12 protein-coding genes are annotated in these 13,085 nt (G+C 67.6%); 9 read left to right on the top strand and 3 right to left on the bottom strand.

The window, feature by feature from the left end:
- Positions 1-13 precede the first annotated feature (13 nt).
- Both ACVWWN_RS02590 and ptsP read right to left on the bottom strand, forming a co-directional pair.
- Positions 14-418: a PPOX class F420-dependent oxidoreductase gene (locus ACVWWN_RS02590; protein ID WP_457142491.1), complete on the bottom strand. Its 405-nt coding sequence runs from the start codon at positions 416-418 to the stop codon at positions 14-16.
- On the bottom strand, positions 418-2,142 hold the full coding sequence (gene ptsP / locus ACVWWN_RS02595) for a phosphoenolpyruvate--protein phosphotransferase (RefSeq protein WP_457142492.1): 1,725 nt from the start codon (positions 2,140-2,142) through the stop codon (positions 418-420). Before ptsP ends, ACVWWN_RS02590 begins: the two co-directional genes overlap by 1 nt.
- A 102-nt stretch (positions 2,143-2,244) precedes the next feature.
- Between ptsP and ACVWWN_RS02600 the strand changes: the two genes are divergently transcribed.
- From ACVWWN_RS02600 to ACVWWN_RS02635, 8 genes are all read left to right on the top strand, one after another.
- Positions 2,245-3,024: a DeoR/GlpR family DNA-binding transcription regulator gene (locus ACVWWN_RS02600; protein WP_457142493.1), complete on the top strand. Its 780-nt coding sequence runs from the start codon at positions 2,245-2,247 to the stop codon at positions 3,022-3,024.
- Positions 3,021-4,007 carry a 1-phosphofructokinase family hexose kinase gene (locus tag ACVWWN_RS02605; RefSeq protein WP_457142494.1) on the top strand — a complete coding sequence of 329 codons (987 nt, stop codon included), beginning with the start codon at positions 3,021-3,023 and terminating at the stop codon, positions 4,005-4,007. Before ACVWWN_RS02600 ends, ACVWWN_RS02605 begins: the two co-directional genes overlap by 4 nt.
- A 22-nt stretch (positions 4,008-4,029) precedes the next feature.
- The gene (locus tag ACVWWN_RS02610; RefSeq protein WP_457142495.1) at positions 4,030-6,057 is read left to right on the top strand and encodes a PTS fructose transporter subunit IIABC; all 2,028 of its coding nucleotides are present in this window, start codon (positions 4,030-4,032) and stop codon (positions 6,055-6,057) included.
- Positions 6,058-6,091: 34 nt separating this feature from the next.
- On the top strand, positions 6,092-6,349 hold the full coding sequence (locus tag ACVWWN_RS02615; protein WP_457142496.1) for an HPr family phosphocarrier protein: 258 nt from the start codon (positions 6,092-6,094) through the stop codon (positions 6,347-6,349).
- Between the two features lie 477 nt (positions 6,350-6,826).
- Entirely contained in the window at positions 6,827-8,173 is a 1,347-nt protein-coding gene (mycP, locus tag ACVWWN_RS02620; RefSeq protein ID WP_457142497.1) for a type VII secretion-associated serine protease mycosin, read from the top strand.
- Complete coding sequence (gene eccE / locus ACVWWN_RS02625; RefSeq protein WP_457142498.1) at positions 8,170-9,567, top strand: type VII secretion protein EccE; 1,398 nt, start codon at positions 8,170-8,172, stop codon at positions 9,565-9,567. Before mycP ends, eccE begins: the two co-directional genes overlap by 4 nt.
- Before the next feature lie 49 nt (positions 9,568-9,616).
- On the top strand, positions 9,617-11,176 hold the full coding sequence (locus tag ACVWWN_RS02630) for a PPE domain-containing protein (RefSeq protein WP_457142499.1): 1,560 nt from the start codon (positions 9,617-9,619) through the stop codon (positions 11,174-11,176).
- A gap of 8 nt (positions 11,177-11,184) precedes the next feature.
- A complete protein-coding gene (locus ACVWWN_RS02635) occupies positions 11,185-11,517 on the top strand; it encodes a YbaB/EbfC family nucleoid-associated protein (RefSeq protein WP_457142500.1) in 333 nt (110 codons plus the stop codon).
- A 138-nt stretch (positions 11,518-11,655) separates the two neighbouring features.
- On the opposite strand, the gene ACVWWN_RS02640 is transcribed toward ACVWWN_RS02635, so the two are convergent.
- Positions 11,656-11,904 carry a hypothetical protein gene (locus ACVWWN_RS02640; RefSeq protein WP_457142501.1) on the bottom strand — a complete coding sequence of 83 codons (249 nt, stop codon included), beginning with the start codon at positions 11,902-11,904 and terminating at the stop codon, positions 11,656-11,658.
- Here ACVWWN_RS02640 and ACVWWN_RS02645 point away from each other — a divergent pair.
- A complete protein-coding gene (locus tag ACVWWN_RS02645; RefSeq protein ID WP_457142502.1) occupies positions 11,891-12,709 on the top strand; it encodes a hypothetical protein in 819 nt (272 codons plus the stop codon). The two genes, ACVWWN_RS02640 and ACVWWN_RS02645, sit on opposite strands and share 14 nt — an antisense overlap.
- Positions 12,710-13,085 lie beyond the last annotated feature (376 nt).

Raw genomic sequence — 13,085 nt, forward strand, 5'->3', positions numbered from 1 at the left:
TCCGGGCCCGGCGTCACGCCGGCCGCAGCGCTGAGATGCGAAGCCCCACCCGAGGTTTGCGTCCGCGGGCGGCGATCGTTTCGACAACGGTCATCAGCCGGTACACGAGGCCGTACTTGCGTTTGATGATCGATTCGATCCGCAACACTTCGCGGTCGTCGTCGATCAACTCGGCCTGTCCGGTCAGCGCCGGTTGGCGGATATCGACCCGGCCTGTGCGCCCGCACGCGCTCAGCCGCACCCTCGGGTCGCGGCGCACCCGCCTGACCTTCCACGTCTCGGCCGGTGTCCACATCACCAGCGCGTCGCCGTCGCGGGCGATCCACATCGGCGAGGCGACCGCATCACCGTTCTTCTTGTACGTGGTCAGGGAGACGAACTTCTCCTTGGCCAATCGGGCGGTCAGGTCACTGGTCACTAGACCACACCTAGTACGGCCAGCGCGGCGGCACGGGCCTCGGCGACCGTGGCGGTGGCGAGTACGGCGTCGGCGGCGTCGCGGCACTGCTGCAGCGAGACCGACGCCAACTTCGCACCGACACCCTGAACCGCGGCGGCCGCGGCCGACAGCGATGTCACACCCAGCCCGGTCAGGACGCAGGCGAGTACAGGGTCGGCGGCAGCCTCCCCGCACACACCGACCGGCTTGCCCGCGGCGGCGCCGGCCCGCACCGTCATCGCCACCAGCGCCAGCACCGCGGGCTGCCACGGATCGGTGAGCGTCGCGAGCTCGGCGGACATCCGGTCGGCGGCCATCGTGTACTGGGCGAGATCGTTGGTGCCGATCGACAGGAAGTCGACGTGCTCGAGGATGCGAGCGGCCATCAGCGCGGCAGAGGGTACCTCGATCATCACGCCCGGCGTGAGTCCGTGCGAACGGGTCCGGGCGGCAAAGTGTTCGGCCTCCTCTGCGGTGGCAATCATCGGCGCCATCACCCACGGCCGGCTGGCGGTGCGGTCGGCGGCGGCCGCGATGGACTCGAGCTGACGGTCCAACAGCCCGGGGTTGCCGGCGGCGATCCGGATGCCACGCACGCCCAGCGCGGGGTTCGCTTCGTCAGGGTGCCCGACGAACTTCAGCGGCTTGTCCGAGCCGGCGTCGAGTGTTCTGATGACCACCTTCTGGCCGGCGAACGCGTCGAGCACCTCGGCGTAGATGTCTGTCTGCTCGGCGACCGTGGGTTCGGTCTCGCGGTTCAGGAAACAGAGTTCGGTGCGGAACAGGCCGACGCCTTCGGCCGGTGTCTGACGAGCCGAGCGGGCGGCGGCGCCGTCCTGAACATTGGCGAGAACGGCGACCACATGCCGGTCGGCGGTGGCGCCGGGGCCGCACCATTGCGCTGCGCGAGCGGCCTCGCGCTGGGCCCGGGCGACGGCGTCGGCCGCCTCAGCTTCGTCCGGTGACACCGTGACGGTGCCGAGCGTTCCGTCGACGAGAACCCGCGTGCCGGCCGTGACCGCGTCCAGGCCGTCGACGGCGACGACGCAGGGGATGCCGAGTTGGCGGGCAATGATCGCGGTGTGGCTGGTCGGCCCGCCGAGGGTGGTCGCCAGCGCGACGATGAGGGCGGGGTCGAGCCCCGCGGTGTCGGCCGGCGCCAGGTCCTCGGCGCACAGGATCGACGGCGCGTCCGGCAGCGGGACGCCGGGTTCGGCCAGCCCGCTGAGCTCGGCCAGCACGCGGTCGCGGATGTCCTGAAGGTCGGTGACGCGTTCCGCCATCAGCCCGCCCATCTGGGTGAACATGCCGACGAACTGTTCGACCGCGCCGATCGCCGCCCGTACCGCGGGTGCTCCTTCTTTGATGCGCTTTTCGGCGGCACCCAGCCAGGCCCGGTCCTGGGCGAGCGTGGCCGTGGCGGCGAGCACTTCGGAGGCCGCGCCGGTGGCGTGCGCGGCGCGGTCCCGCAACCGACCGGACACGGTGGCGGCTGCGGCGGCGAATCGCTGCACTTCGGCGGGCCGCTGGCTTTCCTCTATATCGGCGCCCGCGTCGTCGAACACCGGCAGGCGGCCCGGCCGGATCACCGGGGCGTACTGCACGCCCGCGACGACAGGGACCCCATGCAGAACAGTGCCCGCCGGGTAGCCGGCGGCGTTATCGGCTGTGGGAGGTGAGGCAGGCGGTGAGGAAGCGGTCATGTGAAGCAGATTACAAGAAAAGATTGACAAGTCAACACGAACGGGAGTAAAACCAAATATAACCAAATCCAAACGGGCCGATTTCCACACAAACGGAGCCAGATGTACGCCGAAGAACGTCAGGAAGCGATCGCCTCGCTGGTGCTCGCCCAGGGCCGCGCCTCGGTCACCGAGTTGGCTCAGGCCTACGACGTGACCACTGAGACGGTCCGCCGCGACCTCGCCGTCCTCGACAGGGCGGGCGTGCTGCGCCGCGTGCACGGCGGGGCCGTCCCGGTGCGCGCACTGCATCTGGTCGAACCGGGCGTCGATGATCGGGAGACCACGCGCGCCGAATACAAGGAGGCGATCGCCGCGGCGGCCGCCGAGTTCTTTCCGCTGAGCGGCGCGAGCGTGCTCCTGGACGCCGGCACCACGACCGCGCGCATCGCGGCTCATCTGCCGACCGATCGTGAGCTCGTCGTGGTGACGAACTCCCTGCCGATCGCCGGGCGGTTGGCGACCATGCCGTCGGTCTCACTGCAAATGCTCGGCGGACGGGTGCGGGGCCTGACGCAGGCGTCGGTCGGCGACCAGGCCCTGCGCGTCCTCGACACCCTGCGGGTCGACATCGCCTTCATCGGCACCAACGCCATCAGCGTCCGCCACGGGCTGTCCACCCCCGACAGCGACGAAGCCGCGATCAAGCGGGCCATGGTCCGATCCGCCAATTACGTCGTGGTGGCCGCGGACTCGTCCAAGGTCGGCCGCGAGGACTTCGTCAGCTTCGCTCCGCTGTCCAGTGTCGACACCCTGATCACCGACTCGGAGATCAGCGCCGCCAACCGTGCCCAGTTCACCGATCAAGGCGTCGAGGTCATCTGCGCCGGAGGCCCCGCATGATCGTCACCGTCACGCCCAACCCGAGTATCGACCGCACCGTCACGCTGGCCGGGCCGTTGACGCGCGGGGCAGTCCATCGGGTCGGCTCCGTGACCAGCGAGCCGGGCGGCAAGGGCGTCAACGTCGCGCGGGCCCTGACGCTGGCCGGCCTGGAAGCCGTGGCCGTGCTGCCCGCCCCGGGCGACGACCCCATGGTGGCCGCATTGCAATCCGGTGCGGTGCCGTTCACCTGTGTGCCATCGAGCGGCGCCGTGCGGACCAACCTGGCGATCACCGAACACGACGGCACCACCACCAAACTCAACGAGCCCGGTGCGCACCTCGACGCGGTGGCGCTGGACGCGCTGATGCGGTTCATGGTGGCCAGCGCCGAGTCCGCCGCGTGGGTGGTGCTGTCGGGTTCCCTGCCACCCGGCGTGCCCGACGACTGGTACGCCGAGGCGGTCGCGCGGCTCGCCGCCTACGACTGCAAGGTGGCGGTCGACACGTCAGACGGACCATTGACCGCGCTGGTGGCGTCGTTCGACCGCGCCGCACCCGACCTGATCAAGCCGAACGCCGAAGAACTGGCCGGTGTGGTCGGGGTATTACCGCACGCGCTGGAAGCCGCTGTGGCTCAAGGTGATCCAGAGCCGGTGATCTCCGCTGCCTGCCAGCTGATCGATCGGGGCGTCGGTGCGGTACTGACCACCCTCGGAGCGGCCGGCGCGGTTCTGGTGGACCGCACCGGCAGCTGGATGGCCACCCCGCCGCCGATCGTGCCGCGCAGCACCGTCGGCGCCGGAGACGCGTCGCTGGCCGGGTACCTGCGCGCCGAGGTCGGTGGCGCCGTCCCCCCGCAGTGCCTGCAGATGGCCGTCGCCTACGGCAGCGCCGCGGCCGCACTGCCCGGCTCCGCTCTGCCCGTTGCCGCCCAGATCGACCTCAACGCCGTTCGGGTGAACCCGATTTCGCCGATCTCGTCGACTCCCGTCACCTCGTAACAACCGACACGAAAGTATCGCCATGACAAGCACCGCCTCGCAGCCGATCATCAACACCGAACTGGTGCTCCTCGACGTGGACGTCGAGGGCGACAAGCAGACCGTGATCGGTCGGCTGGTCGGCCGGCTCGCCGATGCCGGACGCACGACCGACCCCGAGGGCCTCGTCGCCGCCGCCATGGCGCGCGAGGAGCAGTCTGCCACCGGTCTTCCCGGCGGCATCGCGATTCCGCACTGTCGCTCCCCCTACGTCGACACCGCCTCGATCGGGTTCGCCCGCCTGAGTCCGGCCGTCGACTTCGGCGCTCCCGACGGGCCTGCAGATCTGGCGTTCCTGATCGCCGCCCCGGAAGCCGGCGGCGCCGAACACATGAAGCTGTTGTCCAGCCTGGCTCGCGCCCTGGTGCGTAAGGAGTTCGTCGAGTCGTTGCGCAACGCATCAAGCGCCGACGAGGTGGTGGCTCTCGTCGACGGTGTGGTGAATCCGGTGCCCACGGCTGACAAGCCCGCTCCCGCCGCGCCGCCGGTGCCCGCGCCCGCGGCCAAGACCCTGATCGCGATCACCGCGTGCCCGACCGGCATCGCACACACCTACATGGCCGCCGACTCGCTGGCCGCCGCCGCCAAGAAGGCCGGTGTCACCATGCATGTCGAGACGCAAGGCTCATCGGGCAGCACGCCCGTAGACGCGGCGACGATCGCGAAGGCCGACGCCGTCATCTTCGCCACGGATGTCGGCGTCAAGGACCGGGCGCGGTTCGCGGGCAAGCCGGTCGTGGCCTCCGGCGTCAAACGCGCCATCAACGAACCCGACAAGATGGTCGCCGAAGCCGTTGCCGCCTCGGACAGCCCCAACGCGGCCCGGGTGGAAGGCGGTGCGGGAGCCTCCGCTGCCGCCGCGGCGGCCCCCGCCGGCGGCGTCGGCTGGGGCACGCGGACTCGCCAGATCCTCCTCACCGGCGTCAGCTACATGATCCCGTTCGTCGCCGCCGGCGGCCTGCTGATCGCTCTCGGGTTCCTTTTGGCCGGCTACGACATCGCCAACAAGCCCGACGGCCAGAGCCAATCGCTCGGAAACATCATCGCGCTCACCAACTCGTTGACGAACCTGCCGTCCGGCGGTCTCATGCAATACCTCGGCGCGGTGCTCTTCACCTTGGGCGGGCTGGCGTTTTCGTTCCTCGTTCCGGCGCTGGCGGGCTACATCTCGTTCGCCATCGCCGACCGTCCCGGCATCGCACCGGGATTCACGGCCGGCGCAGTCGCGGTCTTCGTCGGCGGAGGTTTCATCGGCGGTATCGTCGGCGGCCTGATCGCCGGCTTCACTGCGCTGTCGATCAGCCGCATCGACGTCCCACGCTGGCTCAGAGGCCTGATGCCCGTCGTCATCATCCCGTTGGTTGCCTCACTGGTCGTCGGCCTGCTGATGTTCCTGCTCCTCGGGCGGCCGCTGGCCGCGATCACGAACGGCCTCACCAACTGGCTCACCGGCATGTCGGGCACCTCGGTGATCATCCTCGGCGTCATCCTCGGCCTGATGATGTGCTTCGACCTCGGTGGCCCGGTGAACAAGGCGGCCTACGCCTTCGCCACCGCGGGCCTCAACGTCGCCGATCCCGCATCGCTGCGCATCATGGCCGCCGTGATGGCCGCGGGCATGGTACCGCCGTTGGCGATGGCGCTGGCGACCTTCGTGCGGCCTGGGCTGTTCAGTGAGCCGGAGCGCGAAAACGGGCGAGCTGCAGTCCTTCTCGGACTCTCGTTCATCTCCGAAGGCGCGATCCCGTTCGCGGCGGCCGACCCGCTGCGGGTCATCCCGTCCATGATGTTCGGCGGTGCCATCACCGGCGGGCTGATCATGGCGTTCGATGTCACACTCAAGGCGCCGCACGGCGGTATCTTCGTATTCTTCGCGATCGGCAACCTGCTGTGGTTCCTGGTCGCGCTGGGGGTCGGAACGGCAGCCGCCGCGTTCGCCGTCATCGCCGCCAAGCAGTTCGCGAAACAAAGCGTCAGGGCCGAGGAAGAGCCCGCGCTGGCCGCCGCCTGATCCATCCACCTCCCACCACCATTAAGGAGATCCAATGCCCACCAAGACCGTCATCGTCGGCTCGGCGATCGGACTGCACGCCCGGCCCGCTGCCATCATCGCCGAGGCCGTCGTCAACTCGGGCGTGCCCGTCACCCTCTCGATGGACGGCGGTGAGCCGGTCGACGCCGGCTCCGCGCTGATGATCATGACGCTGGGTGCGGGTAACGGCGCTCAGGTCACCATCGCCTCCGATGACGAGGCGGCGCTGACGACCGTCGCGGAATTGGTTCAGCAGAACCTCGACGCCTGACCGGTTCCGCCACGCCGTCGCCCGCGCGCGTTGGGACGGATCTCGACTGTCCACCTCCCAGCGACATTGTCGCTGGGAGGTGGACACTGGCCTTGCGACAAGTCGAGCAGAAGACCCGCCGCTCTGTTGCTACGGCCCCGATCGCTTCATTGAAATCGCGGACAAGCAGGATCGCCGGGTGTCGCACCCGGAGCGACCTGAACGCCGGCGCCAGGTGATCAGAACTCGCCGCTCACGTCACCGGCCACTCCGCCGAACCCAGGCCGACCTCTGAAGAACATCGACGTCGAAACGTCGCGGCGAGGGCCGGACAAGAAAGCGGAATGACCCCCTCCGACGCACCCGTAAGATTGCGGCGTGAAAAGGGCCGGTAGGCTTGACGTCAGTCTTTGTGCCGCCACGTGTGCGGCGCTTGGTTTGCTGTGTGCCGTCCAGCACAGTGGACGCCGGTCAGATATCTCGGGGGGGTGAGCAGGCGTGCGTCGCATCGGTGTGCTCTCCGCAGCGCTGATCCTCGCGCTGTTGAGCGCACCTCCCGTCGGCGCGATCGAACCACCCACGATCGACGCCGCTGCCATGCCGCCCGACGACACGGGACCCGACCAGCCAACCGAACAGCGACGTGTTTGCGCGGTGCCAACCGTCTTCCCGGACTCCAACTTTGCCGACAAGCCGTGGGCCAACGACTACCTGCGGCTGAGTGAAGCGCAAAAGTTCGCAACCGGGGCGGGCGTAACTGTGGCGGTGATCGACACCGGCGTCACAGGGTCACCGCGCGTGCCCGCCGAACCCGGCGGCGATTTCGTCGCGAACACCGGCGACGGCATGTCCGACTGCGACGCGCACGGCACCCTGACGGCGTCGATCATCGCCGGCCGGCCCGCGCCCACGGACGCGTTCGTCGGGGTGGCGCCGGACGCCCGGATCCTGTCGCTTCGGCAGACCTCCGACGCCTTTCAGCCGGTCGGTTCGCGCCAGGACCCGAACGACCCGAACACCACTCGGACGGCGGGTTCGCTTCGCAGCCTGGCACGGGCCATCGTGCACGCGGCCAACACCGGCGCGCAGGTGATCAACATCAGCGAGGCCGCCTGTTACAAGGTGACTCGGCCGATCAACGAAAGTGGCGTCGGCGCGGCGATCAACTACGCGGTCAACGTCAAAGGCGCGGTCATCGTCGTCGCCGCCGGCAACACCGGCCAGGAATGCCGACAGAATCCGCCGCCCGATCCCGCGGTGCCTGCCGACCCACGCGGATGGCGTCAGGTGCAGAACATCGTTTCCCCGGCCTGGTACTCGCCGCTGGTGTTGACCGTCGGCGGCATCGGCCCGAACGGTCAGCCGAGCCCGTTCTCCGTCTCGGGACCGTGGGTCGGCGCCGCCGCTCCCGCCGAGAACATGGTCGCGCTGGGATACGACGGGAATCCGGTCAACGCGCTGCAGGGCGAGGACGGCCCGATTCCCATCAGCGGCACGTCGTTCGCCGCCGCATACGTGTCGGGATTGGCGGCACTGCTCAAGCAACGCTTTCCGGATCTGACCCCCGCCCAGATCATCAACCGCATCACCGCGACCGCGCGGCACCCGGGTGGCGGCGTCGACAACTACGTCGGCGCCGGGGTCGTCGACCCCGTCGCCGCACTGACCTGGGATGTGCCGCCAGGCCCGGAGACGGTTCCCTACCAGATCAAACAGCTTCCGCCGCCGGTCTATGCGCCGCCGCCGGACCGGGGACCGATCACCGCCGTTGTGGTCACCTGGGTCGCGCTGGCTCTGGGTCTGGGAGTCTCCGTGCTCGCCCGCCGTGCCCTGAGGCGCCGATGAAGAACCTCACCGCGCCGTTCGGGCTGCGCTTCACGACTGGCCATGCGATCTCGGCTGCGGCGCTGATCCCCGGCTGCCTGTTGCTGTTCATCCGACTCGACCTCCTGTGGCTCGGCGTCACGCTCGCGATGATCATCGCGCTGGCCGCCCTCGTCACCGTCCGCGGCCGGCGCCTGACCGGCTGGATCGCGGCGCTGTTCTCGTGGCGGCGACGGCACCGCCACGCGCCCGGGGCGCCATCGGCGCCCGCGGTGGGCGCCACTGTCATGCCGGGTGACCACGTGGCGGTCCGGTGGGAGGGCAACCATCTGGTGTCGCTGATCGAACTGATTCCCCGGCCGTTCACGCCGACCGTCATCGTCAATGGAGATGCGTTCACCGACGATGTTTTGGATACCCGCACCGTCGAGCGCCTGCTCGAAGCGCACAGTCCCGACCTGTCCGCCGACGTGGTGTCGGCGGGGTACCGAACCGGCAAGACCGCCCCGTCGGCGCTCGTCGCGCTCTACGAGCAAGTGGTGGGGCCGTATCCCGCACCGGCGAACCGGCGGACGTGGATTGTCCTGCGGGCTGATCCGGAGACGACGCGCAAATCCGCGCTCCGGCGCGAGACCGGGGTCGCCGGGCTGGCGCGGTATCTCGTCTCGTCGACGACGAGGATCGCCGATCAGCTCGCCGGCTTGGGCGTGGATGCGCGGTGCAGCCGCAGCTTCGACGATTTCGATCACGCGACCGACATCAGCTTCGAGCGCGAGACGTGGTCGACGATCAAGGGGCGCAGTACCTTCACCGCCGCTTACAGCGCCCCGGGTGGACCGGACGCGTGGTGGTCGGCGCGGGCAGATCACACGATCACCCGGATGAGAATTCGGCCGGGCGTCGCCCCGACGACTACCGTGCTGTTGACGACCCTGGCGAATCCGACTACACCCCGTGGGTTTTCGTGTCTGTTCGGTGGGCAGCTGGCCGCTATGCGGGGTGAGACGCCGGTCACCGACCGGCATTACGAATTACCCGTCGGGTCGGCGGGGGTGCTGGTGGGCGAGACGGCGGACCGTTACCCGGTGTATATGCCGTTCGACGATGTGGATGTGAGCATCAACCTGGGTGACTCCCGGCTGTTCACACAGTTCGTGGTCCGGTCCGCTGCGGCCGGGGCGGTGGTTACGTTGAGTCCGCAGCTCCGCGAGTTCGCCGGGATCGTCAATGGGAACATCGGCGATGTCGCCAAAGTCTCGTGGCCGAACTCCACCACGTATCTGGGTCCGCACCCCGGTATCGGTCGGGTCGTCCTGCGCCACAACTCTATTGATACTCCGCGCCACAAGCAGCTGCCGATCCGGCTGATCAATCCGCGCGAGGAAAGCCGCTATCAGGTGGCTCTGGAACAATGACCGTGAGTTTGCTGGAAGCGATGGCACCGACGCGTCGGGAGGAGGCACGATGAGCGGGGACGGAGTCCGAGTCGAGCCGACGGACCTTCTTGCGAAGGCAGGCGAGTTGGGCACGGAGCCGGAGGACTCGCTGATTCCGCCGGTGCCACCGTGCGGGTTGAGTTTCGTTGTCAACGCGTCGGCGATCGTCTCCATGAACGTCGCGACACTGAAAAGCTTTCTGGCGTCGGGGAATGCGGAGGCGGTGCGCTTGTCGGAGACCATGGGTGCCGTCGCGCTCGCCTACTCGACGGTGGATGCACACGCAGCCACCACCATCGACAGCTTGGGACAGGTTCCGCTGGATCCGGTGATGCCGACACCGAACCTGTCACCGTCCAAGCCGGCCGTTCCGGCGCCCGCGCCCCGCAGCCCCGCCGACGCCGACGCCTATGTCGATCCCAAAGCTGCTGCAGCACAGATTCACTCAGGCGATGCGGCAGCGATGCGCACATACGCTGAGTCCGCAATGGCGTTCGCCGCGACGCTGCGGGCCCAGTCGCAGAACTACTCGCTCAACGGTGTCGACTGGGAGGGCACCGGCGCGGAAGCCGCGGGCCAAGCGTTGCGGCAGCACCAGGGCTGGCTGAATGGGTTGGCCAACTTCTATGACTCGGTCTCCGCTCAGGCCGCTCAACTCGCCGATGCGCACGATCATTGGGCACCGCAGCATCCGACGGTGCAGGAGATCGAACAGGCGGAGCGCGAACGGGAGGCGGCCAGGGCCTCCGGTGACCGCGTCCGGTGGAAGGTTGCGCAGGACAGATACCACCAGCTGTTCATCAAATCGGAGGAAGTGCGCGAGGGGTACAAAAAAGACGTTGCAGGCGTGGCGGCGCAGACGCCGCCGCCTCCGCCCCAGGGCGCAACCCCCTTGCCGCCGATATCGAGTAACGGCGATCCGCGAAGAGCACGGCAGCCGGCTGAGCAGTCCCGCGATGAACAACGTCGGGGTGGCGGGACGCCGGAAGGACCCGGCGGTCAAACCGTGATGGATCCGGCGGCGGCCGTGTCGCGGGGCGGGGAACCGGCGATGGCGCAGCAGGCTTCACAAGGCGGCACCCCTTCGGGCGGTTCGCCATCCGGCGGTTCGCCGTCAGGCGGTGGTTCGCCGTCCGGCGGCGCGCCCGCAGGTGGTTCACCGGGTGATGGCTTGGCGGGATCTGGTAATCCCAGGGGGGAACCGAAGCTGCCGCACGGTGCCAGTGTCCGCCCCGCCGCGCACGGTGGGGGTGGGGCCGGCGCGGGTGGGGGTGGCGGCGGGGGCAGCGCACCTGCCATGCCGTTGCAACCCGCGGTCGGTGCAGAGACGGTCGCGCCGGCGCCGACGGCGGCCGCATCTGCAGGTCCGGCGCCCGCCAACGCGGGAACTGCGCCAGGGGCCGCGATGGGGGGCATGGGGGGTATGGCGCCGATGGCCCACGCCGCCGGCGCCGGACATGCTTCTGAGAAGAAGCGCAATCCACAGGTCGCCCAGGACGAAGACCTGTACACCGAGGACCGGCCCTGGACGGAGGCCGTGGTCGGTAATCGGCGGCGCAGGCCGGAGAGCGCGAAGGAGTCGGAGTGACGGAGGACATGCATCCGGAGGTCGCAGCCGTCCTCAGGCAGGCGGAGCGTCTGCAGTCGCTGATGGATGAGCAGCTGACCAAGATGGACAGTGAAACGTTCACGGCTGCTGATGAATCCGAGACCGTCGAGGTGACGCTCAACGGTCATCACTGGTTGAAGGACGTCTATATCCAGGACGGTTTGTTGCGGCTGGGCTCCGAGACGGTCGAAGACCGTCTCAATGAGGCGCTGCAGAATGCGAACGCGGAAGCGACGGAGTCGATCGAGGCGGAGCGTGAGCGCCTGGACGCGGTGATCACCGAGATCACGACCGACCTCGCGGACAAGCCGAGGGAATAACTTTGGATCTCATACAGGCGGTCCCGGCGGGGCAAATCTGGCGTCTCGGACAATGCGATTCGTCTCTTAGGCTGGATTGGATGGGACGCACAGCGAGCACTGATGGGGGAGGTCGGTCATGAATATGCCGCCTCCCGATCAGTGGCGCCCGTCCCCGCCGCAACAGCCATGGGGACCACCGCCTAGTTCAGCGAAGCGCAGCGCGGTGCTCAAATGGATACTCGGCACAGCGGTCTTGTTGGTCGTCATCGCGGTAACAATCGGCGCCACAATATTTTTCACCCGAGACAGCTCGGACAGCAATGCGCCGACATCTTCACCCAAGCCACCGACTGGACCATCCGACATCGCCAGCGCGAACGACGACGGACCGGTGAAGATCATCACGGAAGATCCGACGTGTGCACCATGGACACCTATCAACAACACGCTGGCCGACCGGCAACGCAACGGATGGACCGACCGTGATCCGTCAGTGCCAGCCGTCACGTGGCGGCCTGAAGTGCGGAAGATGTTCGCCGATGTTGGTGATGCATTCGACGAAGCCGCCGACCACACTGTCCCTCTGGTCAAGATGACACCGAATCGCGTTATGCGCGAGCTCTACGAACAGTTCATCGCCTACGCACGCGCCTATGCAAACAGCGTCCCGCTGTACACGGCCAAGGATGACTTCCTGGCGAGCGTCGCCGTTTCGGCCACATTGGCGATCACCTACATCTGCGACGCGGATCAGTTTGGTACAGCGGCCTCCCGTCTTCCGCTCGTTGCTCCATCAGACCCACCATTCACAACTAACCCACTCAGTAACCCAAGCAGACCGCAGCAGTTTCTTACTTCCTATAACTCGCTTTGTGAAGAGTGGATCTCGGGGGTCGACAAGTTTAACGCAGACATCGCAGACTGGAGTAAGACAGATCCGACACTTCCTGTGGCGCAATGGACACCTAGTTTGAAGGCGCTGACCGATGCGGCAAGACCTGTGCTCCAGAAATACGCAGACACAATGGAATTGCTTGGTCAACAAAGCAGCAATTCAGTAGTGCAAGATTTTTCAGCACTAGCTGCGGTATATCTACGCGCGTATGTTGCGGCCCTTCCGACGTACAACCCGAATGACCAATACCTCTATGGCACAGCGACGCAAGCGTCGGCGATCGTGTACGGCGCGTGTCTCGCAGTGAGGATGTAGCGCATGGGTGAGCCCAAGCCCACTGGTGAGTACGTCGACCAGATGCTCGCTGGTGGCGGCTGGCCGGATATCGATGAAGACTCCTTAAGCGACCGTGCCGAGACTTGGCGAAGAAAGCTTGGCGAGGTCAATGGCGTCTCTCAGGAGTGGAATACGCAGCAACGGCGGTTGTTTGGCTCAGGGGCCGCGTGGTCCGGAGACTCATCTGAGTCGGCAAACGGAGCCGTCGTCAAGAACATCGCCAGTATGCAGCAGGTTCAAGACCAGTTAGTCAACGCGATTACCTGGTACAACCACGTTGCTGGAATCGTCACTGAGGTCAAGAAGCAGATCGCCGACTACGTCTCCGAGGCGCAAGCGGCTGTCCAGACAATCA

This window comes from Mycobacterium sp. URHB0021 (assembly GCF_054057895.1).